At 74.9% G+C, this 23,741-nt stretch carries 12 protein-coding genes; 7 read left to right on the plus strand and 5 right to left on the minus strand.

What is annotated here, in order from left to right; translation table 11 throughout:
- Nucleotides 1-119: 119 nt before the first annotated feature.
- The 3 genes from AB0O82_RS25025 to AB0O82_RS25035 are packed head-to-tail and all read right to left on the minus strand — an operon-like array spanning nucleotide 120 to nucleotide 14,196.
- Complete coding sequence (locus AB0O82_RS25025; RefSeq protein WP_363586185.1) at nucleotides 120-4,745, minus strand: amino acid adenylation domain-containing protein; 4,626 nt, start codon at nucleotides 4,743-4,745, stop codon at nucleotides 120-122.
- A complete protein-coding gene (locus tag AB0O82_RS25030; protein WP_363586186.1) occupies nucleotides 4,742-7,720 on the minus strand; it encodes a beta-ketoacyl synthase N-terminal-like domain-containing protein in 2,979 nt (992 codons plus the stop codon). Before AB0O82_RS25030 ends, AB0O82_RS25025 begins: the two co-directional genes overlap by 4 nt.
- Entirely contained in the window at nucleotides 7,717-14,196 is a 6,480-nt protein-coding gene (locus AB0O82_RS25035; protein WP_363586187.1) for an amino acid adenylation domain-containing protein, read from the minus strand. The genes AB0O82_RS25030 and AB0O82_RS25035 overlap by 4 nt, the downstream gene beginning before the upstream one ends.
- 781 nt (nucleotides 14,197-14,977) lie before the next feature.
- Here AB0O82_RS25035 and AB0O82_RS25040 point away from each other — a divergent pair.
- The 3 genes from AB0O82_RS25040 (at nucleotide 14,978) to AB0O82_RS25050 (ending at nucleotide 17,552) form a co-directional block, all read left to right on the plus strand.
- Entirely contained in the window at nucleotides 14,978-15,844 is an 867-nt protein-coding gene (locus tag AB0O82_RS25040; RefSeq protein WP_363586188.1) for an LLM class flavin-dependent oxidoreductase, read from the plus strand.
- Nucleotides 15,845-15,966: 122 nt separating this feature from the next.
- On the plus strand, nucleotides 15,967-16,392 hold the full coding sequence (locus AB0O82_RS25045) for a VOC family protein (RefSeq protein WP_363586189.1): 426 nt from the start codon (nucleotides 15,967-15,969) through the stop codon (nucleotides 16,390-16,392).
- A gap of 227 nt (nucleotides 16,393-16,619) precedes the next feature.
- Nucleotides 16,620-17,552: a glycosyl hydrolase family 18 protein gene (locus tag AB0O82_RS25050; RefSeq protein WP_363586190.1), complete on the plus strand. Its 933-nt coding sequence runs from the start codon at nucleotides 16,620-16,622 to the stop codon at nucleotides 17,550-17,552.
- 41 nt (nucleotides 17,553-17,593) lie between these two features.
- Here the strand turns inward: AB0O82_RS25050 and AB0O82_RS25055 are convergent, their stop codons facing one another.
- Complete coding sequence (locus AB0O82_RS25055) at nucleotides 17,594-18,190, minus strand: helix-turn-helix domain-containing protein (protein WP_363586191.1); 597 nt, start codon at nucleotides 18,188-18,190, stop codon at nucleotides 17,594-17,596.
- A 63-nt stretch (nucleotides 18,191-18,253) separates the two neighbouring features.
- On the opposite strand from AB0O82_RS25055, the gene AB0O82_RS25060 reads away from it, so the two are divergent.
- Nucleotides 18,254-18,742: an SRPBCC family protein gene (locus tag AB0O82_RS25060; protein ID WP_363586192.1), complete on the plus strand. Its 489-nt coding sequence runs from the start codon at nucleotides 18,254-18,256 to the stop codon at nucleotides 18,740-18,742.
- A 101-nt stretch (nucleotides 18,743-18,843) separates the two neighbouring features.
- Here the strand turns inward: AB0O82_RS25060 and AB0O82_RS25065 are convergent, their stop codons facing one another.
- Nucleotides 18,844-20,343, minus strand: a complete 1,500-nt coding sequence (locus AB0O82_RS25065; protein ID WP_363586226.1) for a dienelactone hydrolase family protein — start codon at nucleotides 20,341-20,343, stop codon at nucleotides 18,844-18,846.
- 504 nt (nucleotides 20,344-20,847) lie between these two features.
- Here AB0O82_RS25065 and AB0O82_RS25070 point away from each other — a divergent pair.
- From AB0O82_RS25070 to AB0O82_RS25080, 3 genes are all read left to right on the plus strand, one after another.
- Entirely contained in the window at nucleotides 20,848-21,969 is a 1,122-nt protein-coding gene (locus AB0O82_RS25070) for a histidine kinase (protein ID WP_363586193.1), read from the plus strand.
- Nucleotides 21,966-22,628 carry a response regulator transcription factor gene (locus AB0O82_RS25075; protein ID WP_363586194.1) on the plus strand — a complete coding sequence of 221 codons (663 nt, stop codon included), beginning with the start codon at nucleotides 21,966-21,968 and terminating at the stop codon, nucleotides 22,626-22,628. The genes AB0O82_RS25070 and AB0O82_RS25075 overlap by 4 nt, the downstream gene beginning before the upstream one ends.
- A 167-nt stretch (nucleotides 22,629-22,795) precedes the next feature.
- Nucleotides 22,796-23,713: a phosphatase PAP2 family protein gene (locus AB0O82_RS25080; RefSeq protein WP_363586195.1), complete on the plus strand. Its 918-nt coding sequence runs from the start codon at nucleotides 22,796-22,798 to the stop codon at nucleotides 23,711-23,713.
- Nucleotides 23,714-23,741: the final 28 nt, after the last annotated feature.

Raw genomic sequence — 23,741 nt, forward strand, 5'->3', positions numbered from 1 at the left:
TTGTGTCGGATGTGTCGGAGAGCGGGCGGTTGGGACGCGGGCGCGACGGGCGCACCGCGCGGGGGATACGGCTGGGGCGGGTAGGGCTGGGGTGCGTAGGGCTGTGGCGGGGCCGGGCCTCAGCCCTGGTCGGGTTCGAGCTCCGCCAGGGCCCGGGCGAGGTGCTCGCGCAGCTCGGCCTGCGGGAAGAGGCAGACGGCTCCGGTCAGGAGCACCGAACACCCTCCCGAGCGGGCCGGTTGCACGTGGAGGACGAGGTCGAGGTCCGCCCAGTGCTCGGGCACGGTGTCGTGGGGCGGGTCGTCCGGCACCACGGCCGGGTTCTCCTCCTGCCCGTGGACGACCAGCCCGGCCGCGCAGACCGGCGGCCGGAGCGCGGGGTCGACCGGATCGGCGAGCTCGGCGATGTGCAGCAGCGGCAGGTCGGCGTGGTCCAGGGCCGACAGCAGCGCCCGGTGGGCGTGGCCGGCCCCGGTGGCGCCGAGCACCACCGGCAGCAGGTCGACGGCGCGGCCGACGAGCGTTTCCTCGGTGGCCGCCGAGCGGTGGGAGACCGGCATGCCGATCACCGTGGACGTGCCGCCCGACATCCGGGAGACGATCCGGCCGAGCAGGTCGAGGAAGGCGGCCGTGGTGGTCGTGCCCGCCGTCCGGCCCGCCCGCTGGAGGCGCGCGTACGCGTCGGCGGGGAGGACCTTCCGCACCCCGTGGTTGCGGAAGGTCCTCGGGCCGGTGCGGCGCTCGGCGAACGGGTCCGGGGGGACCGGGCCCAGGCTGGTGCGCCAGTACTGTTCCAGTTCGGCGCGCCGGGCCGTGCGGCGGGAGGCCCTGGCGCTGGCGTAGTCGCTGTAGCGCGGGGCCGGCCGGGGCAGGTCGCGTCCGGCGAGCAGGGCGAGGAGCTCGTCGGCGAGGATGCCCACGGAGGCGCCGTCGCCCCGGTGGCGGGCCAGCCTCAGCAGCAGGTGTCGGACGGTGCCGCCCTCTCCGGTCAGCAGGACGACCTCCAGCCCCGGTGATCCTGCGGGCAGTGGCCGCTCGATCAGTGCGGTGTCCCAGTGGACCTGGGCGGGCTGGTCCGGCAGCGGGGCCACGGGGCAGGGCTGCCACGCGTCGTGCTGTCCCGTTCCGGCGGCCCCCGGTGTCGCCTCCGTCGTCCCGGGCACGGCCTGCGGGGCCGCCGGCCGCAGGGCCTCGTGCCGGGCGACCAGTGCGCGGACCGCCCGCTCCACGTCCCGCGGATCCACGGGGGCGTCGAGCCCGAGCAGCAGCGGAATCGGGGGAGCGGGGTGTCCGAGGGCCCGCTCCTGCTGGGCCACCAGGAGCTGTTCGGGTGTCTGGGAAGCGCCGGCTCCGGCGTCGGCGGGAGGCGGCGGTGCTGCTGCTGCTGCGAGCAACGTCCTGACCTCGGTGGCGAGTTCGGCGGCCAGCGGATGCGTCAGGACGGTGCGCACGGGGACCTCCGCCCCGAGGCGGCGACTCAGCGCGGAGGCGATCCGGGCCGCCCCCAGCGACGCCCCGCCGAGGTCGTAGAGATGGTCGTCCAGGGTGGCCGACGGCCGGTCGAGCGCCGCCGCGAACGCCTCCACCACGGCGGCGGCCACCCGGTCGTGGGCGGCGGCGGGGCCCGCCGCCGTGCGCGCGGAGCGCACCATCGCCAGCAGCGCGCGGCGGTCCGCCTTGCCATTGGCGGTCACCGGCAGCCGAGGGAGCACCCGGATCTCGCCGGGCACCATGTACGGCGGGAGGGTACGGGCCAGATGGGCGCGCACCGCCGCCGGGTCCGGGGCGGGCTCGCCGGTGACGAAGCCCACCAGGCGGCTGACGCGTTCCCCGACGACGACGGTGGCCGCCTCCCGCACCCCCGGCGCGTCCACGACGTGCCGGTCGACCTCCTCCAGCTCCACCCGGTGGCCGCGCACCTTGACCTGGTTGTCGCTGCGGCCGACGAACTGCACGCTCCCGTCGGCGTTCCACCGCACCCGGTCCCCGGTGCGGTACATCCGCGAGCCCGGGGGACCGGCCGGGTCGGGCAGGAACCGGGCCGCCGTCTCGGCCGGACGGCCCCGGTAGCCGCGCGCCACCCCGGTGCCGCCGATGTACAGCTCGCCGGTGACCCCGATGGGCACCGGACGCAGCGCGCCGTCGAGGATGTGCAGGCGCACGCCGGAGATGGGGTGGCCGACGGGGGCGGTGCCGCCCTCGGCCCCCGCCGCGCACCGGTACGACGTGGCGTCGATGCAGGTCTCGGACGGCCCGTACTGGTTGCGCAGTTCACCGCGGCCCACGCGCAGGTAGCGGTCGGCCTGCGCCGAGGGCAGCGCCTCCCCGCCGCAGAAGACGACCCGGGCCGGCAGCCGGCGCAGGTCCTCGTCGTCCAGGGCCGCGAGCAGGGACGGGACGACGTCGACCACGGTCGCGGAGTGCTCCAGGGCGGCCTCCACCAGGGCGGCCGGATGCGCCCCGAGGTCGACGCCGGGGAAGACCACGCCGGCCCCGGCGACCAGCGGTCCGAAGCACTGCCACAGCGACGGGTCGAAGACCAGGGGAATGGTCTGGAGCACCCGGTCGGGGGCGGCGAGGCCGATCGCCTCGCGGCGCCAGGCGAGCTCGTTGGCCAGCGCCCCCAGCGGCACCGGGACGCACTTGGGCGTACCGGTCGTGCCGGAGGTGAACACCGCGTAGGCCAGGTCCTGCGGGCCCGTGCGGGCCACGGGCGGCACCGCCGCCCCGGTGGCCGGGAGCTCGCGCGCGCCCCCTCGGGGGAGCCGGATCGTCCGGAGCACCCTCCCCGGCGCGCCGCCGTCGGCACGGTCTTCGTCGGCACGGTCTTCGTCGGCATGGTCCCCGTCGGCATCGTGCCCGGGGGCGTCGGCCGTGCGGACGAGGAAGTCCGCCCGGGCGCTGCGTAGCAGGGCGCGGCGGCGTTCCACGGGGTCGTCGGGGCGCAGCGCGATGATCCAGCCGCCGAGCCGCCAGACCGCCAGGGCCAGCGCCGGGTAGTCGGCGCCCGCCGGTACGTCCAGGGCCACCGCCGAGCCGGGGCCGACCCCGGCCAGGGCGAGGTGGGCCGCCGCGCGCTCGGTGCGCTCGTGCAGCGCCCGGTAGGTGAGGTGACCGCCGGCGGCGTCCCAGACGGCGAAGGCCTCGGGGGTGCGCCGCGCCCAGTCCGCGAAGGCGTCGTAGGGCAGGCGGGCCCCGGCCGCGGGCGGCGCCGTGGAGGCGGCCGCGATGGTCTCGCGCTCGGCCGGGTCGCGTGCGTCCAGCGCGGCCAGCGGCGCGTCGGGGGCGGCGAGCACGGAGGCGAGGCAGCGTCGGTAGGCCCGCCCGAGCCGGGCGAGGGCCGCGTCGGTGTAGTGCTGCGGGGAGCCGGTCAGCCGGACGGCGGCGGTGTCGGCGTGTTCCGTGAGCTGCACGGTCAGCGCGCCCTGGTCGCCCTGGACGCGCACCGGCAGGGGGGTGACCGTGAGGGGGCCGGCCGGGCGCGGCCGGTTGTCCTCGTGGGTCAGGACGAAGGCGGCGGCGGGTACGGGCACGGCGGTGTCGTCGGAGGTCAGGGGGAGGGTCGGGTGTCGGGAACCGGTCAGGAGCTGCTCGCCGGTCCGCCGGGCCAGCGCGGCGAAGCCCAGCGCGGGGGGCAGGGGCAGGGCGAGGGGCATCGCGGAGACGAAGGCGCCCACGGTGAGGTCGTAGCGCTCCGCCGCCCGGTTGGCGGTGGGAACGCTCACGGAGGCCGTCCGGGCGCCGGTGACCGCGCTCCAGGTGGCCGCGAACGCGGCGAGCCACACCGCGTGCGCCGTGCAGGCGTACCGCCGGGCGAACGCGTGGACCTGCCGGGTGAGGTCCGGGGGCAGCGCCAGCTCGGCGTGCGGCATCCGGGCGGTCTGCTGCGAGGCGGTCTGCCGTGTGGCGGCCTGTTCCGCGGTGGCCTGCTCCGTGGCGGCCTGCTGCGTGGCGGTCGGGTCGACGGCGAAGGGGAGTTCGGCCCCGTCGTCGGCGCTGCCGCTGGAGCGGGCCCAGTGGGCGGCGTGGGCGGCCAGCGCGGCCCGCCCGTCCGGCGACTGCTCCCAGTGGACGTAGTCGAGGTGCTGGGCGGCCGGCGCGGGACGGGCGGAACCGGGGCCGCCCCCGGCGGCGTACGCGTCCAGCAGGTCGTCGATCAGCACCCCCAACGACCATCCGTCGCAGACGGCGTGGTGGAAGGTCAGGAGGAGGGTGTGCTGCTGCGGCCCCTGGGCCAGCAGGACGGCACGGACGTACGGGGGCCGGTCCAGGCGGAACGGGCGCGCCGCCTCGGCGTCGAGGGCTCGGTCCCGCTCCGGCGCTCCCGAGGGCAGCTGCCGCACCTCCAGCGGGATGCGGGCGGGCAGGTCGAAGCGCTGCCGGGGCACCCCGTTCTCCTGGCCGAAACGGGTGCGCAGGGCCAGATGGCGCCCGGCGAGGGCGTCCAGGCACGCGCGGAGCCGGTCGATGTCGAGCGGGCCCGCGAGCTGGAGGGCCAGGGGCACGGTGTAGGCCGCCGACGCGGCGGGGGACGCCTGCTCGGCGAGCCACATCCGGTACTGGGTGACGGAGAGGGGGTGGCTGCCGGCCGCGGCCTCCGGGCGGGGCGGGAGCGCCGGTTCCGAATCCGCCGATGACGGTGCGGCAGCCGCCGGAGACGCGGCCGCGGGGCTGCGCCCCTGGAGCCGGGCGGCCAGTTCGGCGCGCTGCCCGGGGGTGAGCCGGTCGAGGGGTGAGGCGGTCATCCGAGCTCCTCCCCGGCCTCGTCGAGGATCTGCTGGGCGATCAACCGCTCCACCAGCGCGTACTGGAGCCCGATGGACCGGGCCCGCAGCAGCTCGCCGACGGGGACGTCGACGCCGAACCGGCGGCTCATCCCGCGCGCCAGCCGGGCCACGGTGAGCGAGTCACCGCCCAGCTGGAAGAAGTCGGCCGTGTCGGGCACGTCGGTCACCCCCAGCTGTTCGGCCCACAGGGCGCGGAGGATCGCGACGGGGGTGTCCGCGACGGGATCGGCCGCGTCGGTGACGGGTGGTCCGGGCGGTGGTCCTGGCGGTGCTCCGGGCGCCGGGGCGGCCGGCACCGGGTGGCGCGGGCCGTGGAACGGATAGGTCGGCAGGGGGACGGAGCGCCCCGGGGCCTGGAGCGGGGAGAGGTCCAGGGGGAGGCCGGAGCACCACAGCCGGCCGATCGCCGCCAGCACCGGGCGGGCGGTGGCAGCGGCCGGGGCGTGCGACGGCGCGGCGGGGGCCGGCGGCGAGGAGCCCAGCAGCGGGATCGCGGGCAGCCCGGCGGCTTCCGCGAAGCCGCTCAGCACCCGGCCGGGCCCGACCTCGACCGCGACGGCGTCGGGGAACTTCGCCCGGGCCGTCGCCAGCGCGTCCGCGAAGCGCACCGGCCGGCGGGCGGCCCGGGCGAAGTGGCCGGGGTCGGTGAGCGAGCCCTCGGGCAGCAGCTGCCCCTCCGTGTTCTCGATCCACGCCAGGGCGGCGGGGCGCACCTCATCGGCCGCCGGTGTGCCCCGCAGCGCGTCGGCCGCCGGTTCGATCAGCGGGGAGTGGAAGGCACGGGACGACCGCAGCACCTTGGCCGCGTACCGGCCGCCGATCCGCTCCCGGAAGGCCGCCACCGCCCCGGGGGACCCGGCGAGCACGGTGCTGGTGGCGGCGTTGACCGCCGCGATGCTCAGCTCGGCACCGGTCTCGGCCAGCAGGGCCCGGGCCTCGGCCTCGCCGCAGGCCAGCGAGACCATCGCGCCCGGGGCGCAGTCCTGCATCAGCAGGGCCCGGCGTGCCACGAGAGGGGCCGCGGCGTCGAGGGCGAGCGCGCCGGCCAGGGTCGCCGCCGTGATCTCCCCCAGGCTGTGCCCGAGCAGCGCGCAGGGGACCAGGCCCAGGGCGAGCAGAGCCGTCCCGGCGGCGTACTCGACGGCGAAGAGCGCGGGCTGGGCGAGCGCCGTCCGGGCGAGGCGTTCGGCGGGGAAGGCGGCGTCGTGCAGCGCCTCGTCCACCTCGCGGGCGAGCCCGGGGGAGAAGGCGGCCAGGCAGGCGTCCAGCGCGTCGGCGAACGGGGGCAGGGCGGCGGCGAAGGGCGCCGCCATGCCGGGGAACTGCGTCCCCTGCCCCGGGAAGAGCAGCAGCGCCGGGGCGGGGTGCGCCGCGGGCTCCGGTGTCGCCTCGGCCGGGGCCCGCAGCGCCGCCACGACCTCGGCCACGCTCGCGCCCACCGCCGAGGAGCGGTAGGGGAGTTCCGCCCGCCGGGTGAGGGTCCGGCCGACGTCCTCCAGCGAGGGGGCGGCTTCGGCGTCCTCCAGGTGCGCGGCGAGCCGCTCCCGCATGCGGGTGAGGGCCCGCGGGTCCTTCGCGGAGAGCACCACCAGCCGTTCCCGCCCGGACGGCGGGGCGGGCGGCGCGGCGGCCGGCTCCGGAGGCTGCTCCACCACCATGTGCACGTTGGTCCCGCCCACGCCGAACGAGCTCACCGCGGCCCGGCGCGGCTGCGGGCCCCGCCACGGCCCGGCCTCGGTGGGCAGGGACAGCGGCGAGTCCTCCCGCTCCAGCAGCGAATTGGCCCGGCTCAGCCCGGGAATCGCGGGCACGTACCCGTGCCGGAGCACCAGCAGCGCCTTCACCAGCCCGGCGAGTCCGGCGGCGGCGTCGAGGTGGCCGATGGTCGCCTTGAGCGCGCCGACCGGGATGCTGCCGGGAGCGGCACCCAGCGATCGGTACACCGAGGAGGCGGCGGACCACTCGATGGGGTCGCCGACGCGGGTGCCGGTGCCGTGGCTCTCCAGGTAGCCGACGGACGCGGCGTCGACGTCGGCGGCGGCGAGCGCGGCGCGGATCGCCTGCTCCTGGCCCGCCGCCGACGGCGCGAGGAAGCCCGCCTTGGCGGTGCCGTCGTTGTTGACGGCGGAGCCCAGCAGCACTCCGTGCAGGGGGAGCGGGCCGTCCGCCACGTCCTCGTAGCGGCGCAGCACGACGCCCAGCGCCCCCGAGCCGCCGAGGGTGCCGTCCGCCGAGGCGTCGAAGGGGCGGCAGTGCCCGCTGAGCGACATCACTCCGCCGGCCATGGGCAGGTGCCCCGCCTGGGGGGCGTTGGCCGACGCGGCGAGCACCAGGGCCTGGTCGCACTCCCCGTTGTTCAGCGCCTGGACGGCCAGGTGGGCCGCGACGAGCGAGGAGGAGCAGGCCGTGAGGACGGTGAGCGCGGGCCCGGTCAGCCCCAGTTTGTAGGCGATGCGCGTCGCGAGGAAATCGCGTTCGTTGACGAGGAGCGCCTCCTCGAACTCCGGGGGCGCCAGCGAGCCGGAGGCCAGGAGCGCCCGCAGGTGACCGCTGCCGCTGGCGGCCGCGTACACCGCCGTCCGCAGACCGTCGCCGGCCGTGACGCTGTGGCCGGCGTCCTCCAGGGCGGCCCAGGCGCACTCCAGCAGCAGGCGGTGCTGCGGGTCCGTCAGCCCGGCCTCGCGGGGGCTGACGCCGAAGAACGCGTGGTCGAAGCGGTCGGGATCGTCGAGCGACCCGTGGACGGGGACGTAGGCCGGATCGTCGGCGAGGGACGCGGGGACGCCGCGGGCCGACAGCTCCTCCCGGCTCAGGCGCCGGGTCAGCACCCGCCCGTCGCGCAGGGCCTGCCACAGCTGTGCCACATCGGCCGCGCCGGGGAAGCGCCCCGTCATGCCGGTGACGGCGATGTCGAGGGAACGGTCGCGGTTCATCGGTCGGCCTCCTGGGCACGGCGGTCGCGGAGCGTACGGGCCGCGTCGCCGCGTCGGCGACGGGACGACCCGGCTGAGGGCGTTGGTTCCGTCCCGGGGGCGGGCGGCGGGTCCGTTTTCGCGCGGGCCAGTCGGGCCGCGAGGTCGGCGACGGTGCTGTGGCGGAAGAGGTCGAGGATCGGCAGCCGGACGCCGGTGTGCCGGTGCAGCGCCTCCTGGAGCGCCGGCACCAGCAGCGAATGCCCCCCGAGGTCGAAGAAGTTGACGTCGCCGGGAACCTCGACGACGCCCAGGACCTCCCGCCACGCCGCGGTGACCGCCGCGTGCCCGGGCGACACGTCCCCGGCGGGCCGGGCGAGCGCCGAGGCCCGGCGCCGGGCCGCCTCCTGCTCCAGGGCCCGCCGGTCGACCTTGCCGTTGGGGGTGACGGGCAGCCGCTCCAGCGCGTGGACCACGGCGGGGACCATGAACTCCGGCAGCAGCTCGGCGACTTCGCGCCGGATGGCCTCCGGCCGCCCGCCGCCGGTGACGAAGCCGACGAGGCGCGCGCCGCCGTCGGCGACCACGGCCGCCTCCCGGACGCCCTCGGCGCCGCGCAGCGCCGCCTCCACCTCGGCGGGCTGCACCCGGTGGCCACGGACCTTGATCTGGTGGTCCAGCCGGCCGACGAAGGCGAGCGCCTCCGGCCCCTGCCACCGCACCCGGTCGCCCGTGCGGTACATCCGGGCCCCCGGCTCGCCGCTGAACGGGTCGGGCAGGAAGGCGCCGGCCGTCTCGGCGGGCCGGCCGACGTACCCCCGGCCCACCCCCGCGCCGCCGACGTACAGTTCGCCGTCGACCCCCGGGGGGACGGGGCGCAGGGCGTGGTCCAGGACGTAGAGGCGGTACCCCGGCACCGGGCCGCCGATGTCCACGGCCTCCGGCCCGTGGTAACGGCGGTAGCTCGCCCAGACGGTGGCCTCGGTGGGCCCGTACTCGTTGACCAGCGCCACCCCGGGCAGGACGGCGAAGTGGCGCCGCAGCAGCTCGTCCGGGAGCGGCTCCCCGGCCGTGACGACCTCGCGCAGGCTCCGCACCGCGTCGGGGCCGGCCCGGTCGGCGGCGGTGAGCAGCAGGGCGTGGAGCGAGGGCACGCACAGCAGCCGGGTGACCTGGTGCCGGGCGATCAGGGTGACCAGGGCCTCGGGGTCGCGGACCTCGTCGTCGCTCGCGACGACCAGGCGGCCACCGGCCGACAGCGTTCCCCAGATCCCGGCCGCGGCCGAGTCGAACGCCGCGGGCGAGAGCAGCAGGAAGACCGGCCGCCCCGGATAGACGGTGCGGCGGGCGGCCGTGGAGGCGGCCAGCGTGCCGTGCTCGATCACCACGCCCTTGGGCCGCCCGGTCGTCCCGGAGGTGTAGATGACGTACGCGGGGTCGTGCGGTCCGGGCGGGAGGGGGACGGCGGGCTCGGCACTCCGGTCGGCCGCCGGCCCGGCCGTCGGCGCGGCACTCCGGTCGGCCCCCGGCTCGGGCGTCGGGCGCAGGGGGACCACGGGGACCAGCGGGACCAGCGGCAGCCCGAAGGACGCCGCCCGCCCGGCCATGGCCGCGTCGGCGACGACGGCGCAGGCCCCGCAGTCGGCCAGGCACGCCGTCATGCGGGAGTCGGGGTGCCGGGGATCGAGCGGGACGTACGCGGCACCGGCGAAGTGCACACCGAGCAGCGCGGTCATCTGGCCCGCGGACCGCTCGGTCAGCACCGCCACCCGGGCGCCCCGGCCCGCGCCCCGGGCCGTCAGCCGGGCGGCGAGGTCCAGGGCGTCGGCCCGCAGCCGCCCGTACGTGAGCTGCTCGCCCCCGGCGACCACGGCGGTCCGCTCCGGTGCCTCCCGGGCGATCCGGGCGATGAGCTCGCTCACCGGGACCACCGGCGCGAACGGCTCCGGGCCCCGCCCCCACTCCAGGGGGAGGCGCCCCGGGTCCAGCGCCACGGGGAGCGCGGCCGGTGCGGAGGGCTCGGCCGCCAGCGCGAGCAGCGCCCCGCGGATCCGCTCGGCCAGCTGCCAGGCCTGGTCCGTCGTCCACCGGTCGGTGCGGTGGAGCACGTCCAGCCGGGCGCCGTCAGCGGTCTCCCGGAGCAGGATCTCGACGTCGTACTTCGCGATGGCCGCCGGGATCTCCACCGGGCGGGCGCGGACGCCGGGCGGCGCGGCCGTCGCCGTGGCCGGCTGCTCATGGTCGACCAGCACCTGGAACAGGGGGGCCTGCCCCGGACCGGCCCGCAGACCGAGCTCCCTGACGAGTTCGTCGAAGGGGTGCGCGCGGTGTGCGTGCGCCCGCAGGAGGGCCGCGTGCGCCTGGGCGACCGCCTCGCCGGCGGTGCCGCCGGGGCGGGGGCGCAGCCGTACCGGGACGGGGTTGACGAAGAGGCCGACGGCCTCGCTGAAGCCGGGCGGTCGGACGTCCATGGTGGTACCGACCAGGACGTCGCCCGCCGCGCCGTACCGGTCGGCCGTCACCGCGAACGCCGACAGGACGAGGACGAGGGCAGTGGTGCGATGCGTACGCGCCGCCTCGGCCACGCGCTGCCACTGCGCCGCGTCCAGCGGGACGCCGACCGTCGCCGCGGTGCGCCGGTGCGGGCCCGGCCGGGGCCCGCCGAGGGCGACCGGCGAGTGGGCGGAGACGCCGGAGAGCTCCTCGGCCCAGAACCGGCGCAGCCGTTCGGCCTCGGCGGGCGACGGCCCGGGGACGGCGCCCGCCGGGGCGGGCGGGAGCGCCGGGCCGTCGGCCAGCCGGCTCAGCAGCTGCTCGGTGATCAGCTCCGTGGAGCGGCGGTCGAGCACGAGGTGGTGGCCGACGAAGACCAGCACGTGGTCCCCGGGGCCGGTCCTGAGCACCCGCAGCTCGACCAAGGGCTCCTCGAACAGGTCGAAGGGCCGGTGGGCCACGCGCCGCAGGTGCTCCGCCAGGGCGTGCCCGGGCACGTCCCGCACGCTCACGGTGAACGCCGTGAGGGGCCACTGCCCGCGCCCGGGGGCCACGTCGTCGTCGATGACCCGTAGCCGCGTCTCGGGGTGGGCGGTGAGCACGTCGTGCCAGGCCGTCTCCAGGCGCCCGGGATCCAGCGGACCGCTCAGCCGCAGCGCCCAGTACACGGTGAACTCATGGCTGTCCGGCTCCGCCCGGTGCAGCAGCCACAGCCGCCGCTGGGCGGCCGACAGGCCGGCGGGCGCAGCCGTGGACGGGCCCTCGCCGCCGGCGGGCGCGGCCCGCGCGATCAGGTGCCGCAACCCTTCCGGTGTCGGGTCGCCGAAGAACGAGGCGAGGTCGACGCGCACCCCGCACTCCTGGTTGACCTCGGCGACGAGCCGGGCCGCGTCCAGTGAACTCCCGCCGCAGGAGAAGAAGTTGTCCCCGTTCGAGGCGGGCGGGCGGCCGAGCGTCAGCGCCCAGAGCCGGACGGCGGGGTCCGCGCCGCCGTCCGGCGGCTGCACGGGCACGGGCACGGGCAGGGCGCGCTCGTCGACCTTTCCGCTGAGCGTGAGCGGGAACGCGTCGACGACCTCGATGTGCGCGGGCACCGCGGCGGGCGCCAGCCGCCGGGCCGCGAGGCTGCGCAGCTCCCCCGGCACCGGAACCGGCCCGGGGCGGCGGGGGGTGACCCAGGCGAGGAGCCCCGCCGTCCCGATCGGACCCTGGCGTGCCACGTGGGCGTCCTGGACGCCCGGCGTGCCGCGCAGCACCTCCTCCACCTCGTACGGGTCGACCCGCTGGCCGCGCACCTTCAGTTGGTGGTCGGTCCGGCCGTGGTAGATCAGGTGTCCGTCGGCACCGAGGGTGACGCGGTCCCCCGTGCGGTACATCCGGGCGCCGGGTGCCGGGGCGAAGGGGTCCGGGAGGTAGCGCTCGGCCGTGAGCGCGGGGGCGTTGAGGTAGCCGCGGGTGACCAGCGGCCCCGCGAGGTACAGCTCGCCGCGGGAACCGACCGGCACGGGGCGGAGGTCGGGGCCCAGGACGTAGGCCGAGGTGCCGTCGAGGGGCCGGCCGATGCTGGGGGTCCCGTACTCGTCGAAACCGCACCACGTGGTCTGGATCGTGACCTCGGTCGGACCGTAGCCGTTGGATCCCCTGACACCCAGCTCGCGCAGCCTGCGCCAGGTCGTGGCGTCGACCGCCTCGCCCCCGAAGTCCAGCTCCAGGCCCGTGCGTTGGAACATCTCCTCCACGCCGAAGGGGCGCATGGCGGCGAACATCGACGGCGAGGTGCTGAGCAGGCGCACGTCGTTGCGCTCGACCCACTGCACCAGCGCCTGCGGATCGCGGTACGTGGCCTGGTCGGCCACCACCAGGCAGCTGCCCCGGAAGAGGTAGAGGAGCTGCTGGAAGAAGACGTCGAAGGAGACGGCGGCGGTGACGCCGACCCGGGCGGCCCCGGCTCCCGCCGGCTGCGCGTCGACGAGGACGGCGAGACCTCGGTGCTCGACCATGACGCCCTTGGGGCGGCCGGTGGTGCCCGAGGTGTGCAGGACGTACGCCAGATCGTGGGGGCGGGCGTCTTCGGCGTGCGCGTTCTCGGCGTCCGGGGCCTCGGTGTGCGCGTTCTCCGCGTCCGGGGCCCCGGCGTGCGCGTCCTCGTCGACGATCGTGAGCGAGGCGTCGAGCCGGTGGCGTGACGCGGGGTCGCACAGCACGAGACGGGTGCCGGTGTCCGCCACGACGTAGGCGAGACGGGAGTCGGGCTGGGAGGGGTCGAGGGCGACGACGTGGGCCCGCACCCGCCACGCCGCCAGCACGGAGGCGACCAGGGCGACGCCCCGCTCGCGCAGGACGCCCACCGCGGTGCCCGGGCCCGCGCCGTGGCGGCGCAGGGCGGCGGCGAGCCGGGCGACCTCGCGGTCCAGGCCGGCGAAGGTGAGGAGGTCGTCGCCGCACCGCACCGCCGGCCGCCGGGGCTGTGTGCGCACCCAGGCGTCGAACCGGTCCATGAGGGGCTGTGCGTGCGCCGACGGATCGGCCGGCGCGACGATCAGGGACGGCGTCGCCGCGCTCGTCGAGCGGGGCAGCGGTGCCCCCGGGTCGCGGGCGAGGGCGAGCAGGACCCGGCGGTAGACGGCGAGCAGTTCGGCGGCGGCCGCGTGGGTCGTGCCGCCGCGCACCCGGCGCGTCACCGTCACCGAGGCGTCGTCCGCCCGTAAGCACAGGTCGAATTCGAGGTCGAAACGAGTGAGGCCGTTCGTCCCGCCGGGGTGCCCGGCCGGGGGAGCGGCTCCGGGAGCTTCGAGGGCTTCAGGGGCTCCGGGGGTTTCAGTCGCTTCAGTCGCTCCGGGCGCCTCCGGTGCACCTGCGACGGGTGCCGCCGGCTCACGCACCGCTTCCGCCCCGGGTACGGTGCCCGCCGCCCACGCCGCTTCCATCGCACGGACGGTGAGCCCGCCGAGTGCCGGCCCCGGAAGGGGGTCCCGCAGCTGGAAACTGACGGTGAGTCCGGGCGCCGCGGCGTCGAAGAGGTCCGCGCTCTCGTGGATCGGCTCGTGCGCGTGGGACAGCGCCTCGGCGACGGTCCGCCGCACACCGTCGCAGAGCTCGGTGCCGGAGGCTCCCGAGGGCCACCGCTGGCGCAGCGGGACCATCCGCGCGAAGCAGCCGACCAGCGACACGGTGGCCGGTGTCCGGGAGGCGAACGGTGTGGCGACCATGACGTCGGGGGCGTTGCCCTGCGTGGCGAACGCCGCGTAGAGGGCGGCGAGTCCCATGAGGTACGGGGTGACGCGCAGGCGGCGGGCCGCCGCGCGCACCGCGTCGGCCTCGTCCGGGGGCAGCGGGAGCACCAGGACGTCGGCTTCGGCCGTCCGGGGGCCCGGGGTGCGCGGCAGGGCCTCCGGCCACTGGGCGTCCGCCAGTTCGAGGGGCCAGAAGCGGGAGGGCTCCGCCGGCGCGGGCGGGTCGGACACCGCGGGCGGTGCCGGTGACGGTGTGAAGGGGGGCCCGCCGCCGGTGCGCGCGTTGTACGCGGCACCGATGTCCGCCAGCACGTTCTCCAGCGACGCCCCGTCGCACGCGATGTGGTGCACCAGGAGGGAGAGCACATGGTGGTCCGGTCGGTGCCGGAACAGGTCGACGCGGACGGGGCAGTCTCGTCTCAGGTCGAACCGGTGGCGTCCGACGGGCGCCCAGGGCGTGGCGTCGACCGTCGTGGCCGTGTCCATCGCGGTCCATCGCGGCTGCGGCACGCCGGGAACCCAGGAGGGCACGCCGTCCTCGTCGACGAGCCGGCGGGCGAACACGGGGTGCCGGGCGACGGTCTCCTCGACGGCGCCCTTCAGGGCCTGCTCGTCGAGCTGCCCGCGCAGTTCCCAGACGCGGTGGATGTTGAAGGACTCCGGCTGGTCCCGACAGGTGAGCCAGATACCGAACTCCGGGGCCGAGAGCGGGAACGCGAATTCGGCATCCGGCGCCGGACCCGAATCCGAAACCAGGTCGCTCCTGTTCACTTCGGTTGCCCCTTCCGTACGTGCTGGCGGCACTCGGCCGGTGGTCCGAGCGCGGGGTGTCGAGAGGAAGAATGAAGCTGTGCGGCCATCCGGGCATGGGGCTCTGCAAACTCGAAGAGTTCGCCCGTGAGCGGGCGGATGCCGGCGACGGCGAATTGAGAGGGGAACCAGGGGCGCGTACGTGAAGGTGCGGTCGGCGCCCTCGGGGATCGGTGCCCCGGGTCGGACCTCCGGCACGCCGGGGTCCGTTCACGAAACGAGTCTGTATGTACCCTGGGAGTTTTTCAAGAACGAGCAAACGGAATGTCTCATTCTCGAAGGTGCAGGGAAGGCGACTTTCTGGACATAGGGCTATGCCCGCCTCTCCCGACACCGGATCCAGTGCTTCCGCCGACGCCCCTGCCGCCTCGGGGGCGGCGCAAGAGCGCACTTTGGGGCGAATCACACCGTTGGTTTGAGTGAAACCTGTGGACCTTGCGAAGATTGGTTAAAGGATGTTATATGGCTCGGTAAATGAGCTTCGGGCCTGGATTGGCGCACTTCTCGAAGGCTTGACCCCTGTGGTACGTTCCAGGCGAAGGTGTATCTGATCTGCTTCGTCGGCTGCGCACGGTGAGCGGAGACCCCTTATTTCGACAGGGTTCGAAAGGGTTCGACAGGAGTGGAAAATCCTGTGGATCGCGGACCTGAAGTCGGTATTCATATGGCTCCCGCCAATTCATCGACCGCCCGCCTGGCAGGCGGCCGTGCCCCGCAGGCAATATCTCGACAGGGAGGTCTCATGGGTCTGCAATTCGGCTTCTGTTTCGGTACCTCGTTGCGTCATGACGTGACGCGGGACCACTTGTGGAAATTGCTCGACGCGGTGGAGCAGCACGGATTCGATTCGTTCTGGTTCTACAACAACAACGGGGACGACATGCCCCCGCCGCTTGAGCTGGCACGGGAAGTGGCCCACCGGACATCCGCCCTGGTATTCGGTCCGCACGTCCTGGTCGCCGCCGGCCTGGAACCCTCCGCCGTGGTCCGCGAACTGACCGACCTGTACCGGCGGTCCAACGGCCGGTTCGTCGCCCAGCTCGGCATCGGAGGCCCCCGCGAGGCCCTCATCCGGGACCCCGCCGAAGCGGCCGCCGCCCTGGAGGACATCCTGCGCCGCCTGCGCCGCCTCGTCGGGGAGTCCGCCGGGGAATCCAGCGGCAGCGGCCCGACCGGGGTGCCGCCCGTGTGGCTGGGCGGAGGCAGGGAGGGGACCGTACGGCGCGTCGCCGCCCTCGCGGACGGCTGGGTCCCCGCGTTCATCACCCCTGCCGAGTACCGCCGGCGCCTGAAGGTCCTCGACGAGGAGCGGCAGCACCTCGGCCGCACCGAGCACATCACCCGCGCGGTGCAGCTCGTCTACGTGCCGCCCGCCATCGACACCCCCGAACTCCGGCGCGAGCTGGACGCCGAGGTCTCGGCCCACAAACAGGGCTGCACCAGCCGCGATGTCTATGCCGTCGGCGGCGACCGGGCGTTGCGCGAGCGCCTGGCCGAGTTCGCGGACGTCGGCGTCGAACACGTCATCCTGGTCCCCGCCCGCGCGGTCCCCGACTGGGAGGACGAGATCGCCCGGCTCCACCACACCGTCACCACGTCGTTCGGCTAGCACTCCCGCGGCTGCGTGGCTCCCGGTTCTCCTGGAGGACCCGCGCCCCTGCCGTTTCGGGAGCGCCAACGTGCGGCTCCTGGGCCGGAGATGAGCGACAGCACCCCTGTTATGGTGCGCTTATGTCATTGATCAAGAAGTTCCAAGTCACCTTCGACTGCGCGGAACCCCAGCGCGTCGCCCGCTTCTGGTGCGAGGTGCTGGGGTACGAATCGCCGCCGCCGAAGGGGTTCGCCACCTGGGACGAGTACGACCGCTCCCAGCCTGCTGAGGACCGGGGTTCGTGGTCCGCCTGCAGCGACCCCTCAGGCGAGGGCCCGCGACTGTTCTTCCAGCGCGTTCCCGAAGGCAAGGTCGTCAAGAACCGGGTGCACCTCGACGTGCGGGTCGGCACCGGGCTCGTGGGCGAAGAGCGCCTCGCCACGCTCGAAGCCGAGTGCACCCGGCTGGTCGCGCTCGGCGCGGTACGCGTGCAACTGCTCTACGACGGCCACGATTCGTGCATCGTGATGCAGGACATCGAGGGCAACGAGTTCTGCGTCGACTGAGCCTCCCCCGAGCCGGCGAGGCGGGGAGCTCGTCGGGCCGAGCGCGACACCGACCTCGCCGGCCTCGACCCGGCGGGCCGGGCCGATGGGCGGCGGCGGTGGTACGGGGCTGGCGGAGTGGAATTCCAGGACGCGTGGTGGGAATGCGCGCGACCCTCCAGGCGGGGCGGCACGCTTCCTGGTGACCCACAGCAGGTCTGTGGCCGACCACCAGGAGGAACCCGTCCATGAGCAGTCACGGACACCCGGATGGGGTGCGAGGCACCTCTCCCGCGGCGAAGACGTCGGCGACCCGCCACGTCGTCGCGTTCTACCAGACCGGCACGACCACAGGTGACCCGGACAGCCACTACGTCTCCCCGGTGCCCCTGATCGGTCACGCGGACGTGGTGGAGGTGGCCGCGTTCCACCTCAACGACCCCGCCCAGTACCCGATCCTCACCCTGAACGACGACCCGCCCTCCGCGCCCAAGTACGTTCCGATGTGGCGTGACATCGCCTCGGTGCAGGCGAAGGGCGTCAAGGTCACCGCTCTTCTCGGCGGCGCCGCGCAGGGGACGTACGGGCTGCTCGACAAGGACTTCGGCACGTACTACCCGCCCGTCCGCGACGCCCTCAGGACGTACCGGCTGGACGGCATCGACCTCGACGTCGAGGAAGCGTTCCGCGAGGCGACCGCCGAGCGGCTCATCCGTCAGCTGCGCTCCGACTTCGGGCCGGACTTTCTGATCACCCTTGCCCCGGGGCCCGGCGATCTCACCATGCCCGAGGGCGGCAACCTTCCCTTCCTCGACTACCGCACGCTCGAAAAGCAGGTCGGCCCCCTGATCCGCTGGTACAACACCCAGTTCTACTGCGGCAACGGCAGCCTCGCCGACACCGCCGACTACGACGCGGTCATCCAGAACCAGTTCCCCGCGTCCAAGGTCGTCGCCGCCGGCATCACCAACGACAACCTGGACTGCGGGGGCTACGTCGACATGCCGGTCCTCCAGCGGACCCTGCGCGCTCTCGCCGACAAGTACCCGGACTTCGCCGGTGCCGCGGGCTGGGAGTACGCACTCTCCCGCAACGTCGACGGCCCCGACTGCCCCACCGGCCCCGCCAGCTGGTACTGCGCCGTCCGTCAGGCGCTCGTCGCCCCGGCGGCCAGGGCCTGACGGTGTAGCTCCGCGGAGGACTCCGGCTTCGGGGAGTCCGATCACGGAGCCCCCGCGCCGGCCAGCAGAGCCGTCGTGCATTCCTCGGTGAGGTCTTCTGCGTGCGGTGGCAGTGGCTGCCCGGCGCGCAGATGGCGGCGGACCACCGACAGCGGCAGGTCGATCAGGGCCAGGGTGATGCGCTCGTGGTCCCGGGGGCCCGCCGCGCCGAGGGCTTCGGCGAGGGAGGCGATGGAGTCGAGCACGCGCCGGCTGCCGAGGTCCGCGCGCTCCTTGTGGTCCTCGGACCAGTCGGCGCGGCCGAACTCCTCGGCGCCGTAGAGGAGGAGCGAGGCTTCCTGCGGGTGGGCGCGGCTCCAGGAGATGACGTGCCGGGCGGCCGCGCGGGCGGCCGGGTGGGGGTCGGGCGCGCTGCCGAGTGCGGCGAAGTACCCCTCCTGGAAACGCTCCACGGTGCGCAGCCACATCTCGGCGAGCAGTGCCGTACGGCCGGGGAAGCGGTGGTACATGGACCCGCTCGGCGCGCCGATCGCCTGGGCGACGGCGGACATGGTCACGCCGGCCGGCCCGGCGGAGGCGGCCAGCCGGACGGCGGCGTCGAGGATCTGGTCGGTGTCGAAGCGGGGTGGTCTCGCCATGAATCAGAGGGTACCCTCCAGATTATTAGAGGATGGTCTCTAATAATCTGAAGGGGAGGACGCATGGGCGTCTACAACGTGCACGAGCGCCTGCTGGCCGCCAAGGCGAGCGAGGTGGGCGCGCTCGTCGACAACCTGTCAGGCGGCCCGGCGGACCGGCTCTGGCCGCACCCGGACTGGCCCGCGATGGAGTTCGACCGCCCACTGGCGGTCGGCGCGACCGGAGGCCACGGCCCGGTCCGCTACACGGTCACCGCCTACGTGCCCGGGGTCTGGGTCCGCTTCACCTTCAGCGGGCCGCGCGGATTCCACGGCTTCCACGAGTTCACGGTGCTGCCCGTCGGCGAGGAACGCACCGTGCTGCGGCACACCCTCGCGATGAAGGCCGGCGGCCTGGCACGCCTGACCTGGCCGGCGGCCTGGCGCCCGATGCACGACGCCTGCCTGGAGGACGGCCTGGACCGCGCCGAGCTCGCCTGCACGGGCACGGTGGCCCGCCCGGCCCGCTGGACCCCGTACGTACGCCTGCTCCGCGCGTTCGCCCACAGGTGAACAACGACGCGGGGCCGCCTACCAGCGGTTTCGGGCGCGACCGTCCGGCCGATGATCCCGTCGTCCTCGTCCGGCAGGCGTACGTGCCCCGGAACAGTTGGTCAGCCGCTGTTGTCCGGGCGGTGGACGCTGAGGTTGCCGTAGGCCGGCAGAACGCCGGCCAGGTCGCCGGGTTTGCCTCGCAGAGTGGCGTCCAGGAAGGCGAGGGTGGCCGCGGCGACGACGCGCGGGCTCTCCGTGCGGCCCAGGGAGCCGACTATCGAGGGCACGGGCGGCAGATACAGGGGGCCGTCCATGAACGTGAGATGCGCGGCGCCGGGGATGGTGAGCCGGTAGCTCGTCGCGGTGCTGGACTTGAGCGCCTCGGTGAGGCGGGGCAGGTAGCGCGGGTCGGTTGCCGGGGTGATGGCCTGGGTGAGCGCGAGCGTCGGCTGGTCGAGGGAGGGGGAGACGGGGCCGTGGGGGTAGCCGTCCAGATCGATGACGGCGTCGAAGCGGCGGTCCTGCCGGGCTGCCTGGAGGGCGGCAGCGCCACCCATGGAGTGGCCGGCCACGGCGACCCGGCCGGTGTCCAGGTGTCCGCTCAGCGGGTCGGCGGTCTCACCCCGGTCCAGGCCGTCCAGTTGGGTGAGGACGAAGCCGAGGTCGGCGGCCCGAATCGCTGTCCAGTCGGCCGCCAGTTTCTCGTCCTGGTCCGGGTCGCCGGTGGAGGTGGTCTCGGTGGTGATCGTCCGGCCGTCGGCGAGGACGACGGCGGCGGAGTCGTACGGGTGGTCGAGGGCGGCGACCACGTAGCCGTGGCTGGCCAGTTCCTCCGCCCAGGCGGTGTTCTGGGTGCGCACTCCGCCCGACCCGGGTGAGAACAGGACGACGGGGAACCGCCCCCGCCCGCCGTCCACCGGGGCGTCGAAGACCGCATGGGTGTGGGCACGCGGAACACCGTCGACCAGGAAACCCGGCAGGCCGACCTGGCGGGCGAGGGCGTCGGAGACGGTGCGCGCCTCGTGCTCCGTACGTCCGAGGTACTGGGCCCGCTGCGCGCCGGTGGGGCTCTTCTGCGCGGGGTACCAGAGCTGGACCACGACCGTGCGCCGGTCGTCCGGATCGGCGGTGAAGGTCTCGGGGCGGTGCGGGTCGGTCCACTGGACCACGCGGGTGCCGACCGCGAAGTCGCCCGACGGTTGGGGGAACTCGGGTACGGGAAGGGCCCAGGCGGCCACCGGGCCCGTGGCGATCAGGCCGACGCAGGCCACCGATCCCGGCAACGCCAGCCACCATCGGGCCCGCCACGCCGGCCGGCCGGGACGGCGTCGAAGCGGTCGCAGCAGGGGGGAGAGGGCGAACGGCGACGCGAAGGCGGCGCCTGCCAGTACCGGCAGCATCTGCCAGTGGATCCCCGCCACGCTCAGCAGGATCGCGGACAGCACGAGAACCGCCCCCGCCGCGATCGTGACGCGTGGGCGGGCGGAGGGGGGAAGCCAGCGCGCCACCACCAGTGCGACGGCGCCCAGCAGGACAAGGATTTCCAGGGGGGACATGTACAGCCCCGTGATGATCTCGGTCACCAGGCCATGTTCGGCGCCGGGCACGCGCTGCCACATCGATCCCGGGTCGCCGTCGGGTGCCACCGGGGTCGCAATCCGCGGCAGGTCCCGGTGCGACCGGAGTGGCAATCGGGCACGCCGGATCGGCGGCCGCCCTACGACCACGGGAGGTAGCGGGACTCCTCCTGCGGTCGTACCCGGGCACGGTGCCATCAGACGGTGGACTCATGTGCTCCATGGGGCCCGCCGCCTACCGTGACAGGGCCGCGGTACGTGCCGGGCAGCGCGAGGCGTACGTTCCCGTACGCCACTCGGATCCGGCTGCACGCGGTGGCAGCCCCGGCCGGGGCCACCATGACGCCGAATCGACAGGGACGTGCGATGACCGAGGCGGCCGCGGAACCCGGCAATGCCCACCGGGGCCGGGGCAGGGTGTGGGTGCTGACGCGGGTGCGGTGGGCGGGGACGACCTCACGGCTGACGAGGTACGCCGACCTGGCCTCCGCACGAGCGGCGCGACTGGTGACAGCCGCCGGGCGCCGGTCCTCCCGGCTGCCGCCCGTGGCGTGGGACTCGCTGCTGCCGACGCTTCTCCTGCTCAACATCATCACCACCCGGGCACCGCACGAGCTGCCGGTGGCCGTCGCCCTCACCGCCGCCCTCGCACTGCCCCTGGTGTGGCGGCGCAGGGCCCCGCTCACGGTGTTCGGCGTCGTGGCAGCCGCGGCCTTCGTCCAGTGGCTGACGGACGTCCAACTTCCGGCGGACGTCTGCCTGCTGGTGGCCCTCTACACGGCAGCCGCGAACTCGGGCCGGCGCGGCACGCTCGTCACCGGTGCCGTCGTGGAGGCGGGGGCCCTGCTGGCCTGCCTGCGCTGGGCGACGGAAGGCGCGTTCCTGACCCCCTTCGTCGCGGTCACCGCGATGGTCGTCGCCGCCGCCGTCCTGGGTGTGAACGTGCGGACCACGCGCGCCTACCTCGCGGCCCTGGAGGAACGGGCCGCACGCCTGGAGCAGCAACAGGAACAGCAGGCGCGACTGGCCGTCGCCGAGGAGAGGACACGTATCACCCGGGAGATGCACGACATCGTCACCCACAACCTGTCCGTCATGGTCGCGCTCACCGACGCCGCCGTCTACGCGCAGCACCGGTCGCCCGACAAGGCGACCACCGCGATGCTCCAGATCTCCGAGACGGGCCGGCAGGCCCTGACCGACATGCGGCGCTCGTTGGGCATCCTGCGGACCGACGAACCGGACGCGGAACGCCACCCGTTGCCCGGCATCGCCCAACTGGAGGCCCTCGCCGACCAGATGTGCGCCGCCGGGCTGCCGACCCGCATCGAGGTCCAGGGCGGCCACACCCACATACCCGCCACCGCACAACTGACCGTCTACCGCCTGGTACAGGAAGCCTTGACCAACACCCTCAAGCACACACCCACCGGCACACGCGCGAAGGTCCGGCTACGGTGCTCGACCGGGACCGTCACCGTGGACGTCACCGACAGCGGCCCCCGCCCGCCGCTTCCCGGCGCCACACCGTCCGGCCACGGCATCCCCGGCATGCGCGAGCGCGCGGCCGCCTACGGGGGGACGTTGCGGGCCGGACCGCTTCCGGGTGGCGGCTGGGGAGTCCACACCCGTCTCCTCCTCGACAGCGGCGGAGCGGCGTCCGCATGACGATCCGCATCCTGATCGCCGACGACGAAGCACTGCTCCGGATGGCCTTCAGCACGGTCCTGGAGGGCCAGCCCGACATGACACCGGTCGGCGAAGCCGCGGACGGCGCCCAGGCCATCCGCCTCGCCCGGGAACTGCGCCCCGATGTCGTCCTCATGGACGTCCGGATGCCCGGCATCGACGGGATCGAGGCGACCCGGCAGGTCATCCGGGCCTCCCCGCACAGCAGAGTGCTGATCCTCACCACCTTCGACCTGGATGAATACGCCTTCGCCGGACTCAGCGCCGGAGCCTCGGGCTTCCTGCTGAAGAACACCAGGCCCGAGGAACTGCTCACCGCGATACGCAGCGTCGCCGCGGGCGACGCGGTGGTGTCCCCGCGGATCACCCGCCTCCTGCTGGAGCACCTGCGCCCGCACATCCCCGACGGCGGCAGCGCCGGCCCCGACCATCGGCTGAGCCGGCTCAGCGCCCGTGAACGCGAGGTGCTCGTCCAGGTGGGCTGCGGCCTGTCCAACACCGAGATCGCGGCCGCCCTGTTCCTCGCGGAGGCGACCGTGAAATCCCATCTGGGGCGAATCCTGCACAAGCTCGAACTCCGCGACCGGATACAGGCCGTGGTCTTCGCCTACGAGAGCCGCCTCATCCACCCGGCATGACGCCGCAGGAGCCGACGGCGATGTCCTCAGTCCGGGTCCGGGCCCGGGTCCGGTGTCGGGTCCGAGTCGGGACGGGAACCGTGACGTCGTCGTCGGCGTCCCCGTTCAAACCAAGTCGTCTACGACCAGGGCTCGCGGTTCCCAGAGCTGCGAGCAGAAAGACAGTGATGACTCAGCAAGATCACCCGGCCCTGTCCGCACCCGGGCCGGACGCTCCCGGCCGGGCCCCGGGAACCCCGGCCGGAGGGGGCCCTTCGCGGTCGATACGGCCGTGGCTGCCGGCTCTGCTGTGCGCTCTGGGGTTCGTGGCGGTCTACCTGCTCGCCGTCTGGACCCCGTTCGGGCAGCGGGGGGAGAACTCCCTGATGAACGGGAACGGCGGCGAACCGGCGTGGATCTACGACTGGTCGGGGTCGGTCTACGACTCGGCGGCCATGCCGCCGCTGGAGTTCACGGCCCTTCCCACCCTGGTCGTGGGGATGGCCGTGATCGTGGTCGTCGCGCTGGTGCGGCGGTGCTGGTGGCAGGGCTGCGCGGCGATCGGGGTCGTCCTGGGCACGTTCGGGGGCACCGAGGTGTGCAGCAAGATGCTCCTGCCCCGCCCCGACCTGGTGAACGCGCCCGACATGCTCACCGAGGTGAGCTTCCCCAGCGGGCACGCGGCCGTCCCCATCGGGCTGGTCCTCGGCGCCGCCCTCGTCGCCTCCCCGCGCCTGCGCCTCTACGTCACCGCGGTCGGCATGCTGTGGCTCACCGTCACCGCCGGCGCCGTGCAGGCGCTCTACCACCACCGGCCCAGCGACGTGCTGGGGGCCGCGCTGCTGGGCTGCGCCTGTTACGGTCTCGCGCTCTGGCTGCTGCCGTCCTCCGCCGCACCGGGCGTCGCGCGCAGCCCTCGTGCGCTGGCGGCCGTCGCCCTCGTCCTGTCGGCGGTCGCCGCGCTCGCCGCCGGCGCGCGGGACGACTCCGTCACGGGACCGCTGGTCTTCGCGGCGGCGGCCTTCCTGTGCGCGGTCCTGGTCTGGTTCACCGTGGTGGAGGTGCCTGCCCGCGCCGCGCGTCGTACGCGGCCCGCGGTGGGCTGACCGCCCGGCGCGCCGTTCGGCGTCGGGC

Origin of the sequence: Kitasatospora sp. NPDC088264, assembly GCF_040685715.1 — a bacterium.
GTDB lineage: Bacteria > Actinomycetota > Actinomycetes > Streptomycetales > Streptomycetaceae > Kitasatospora.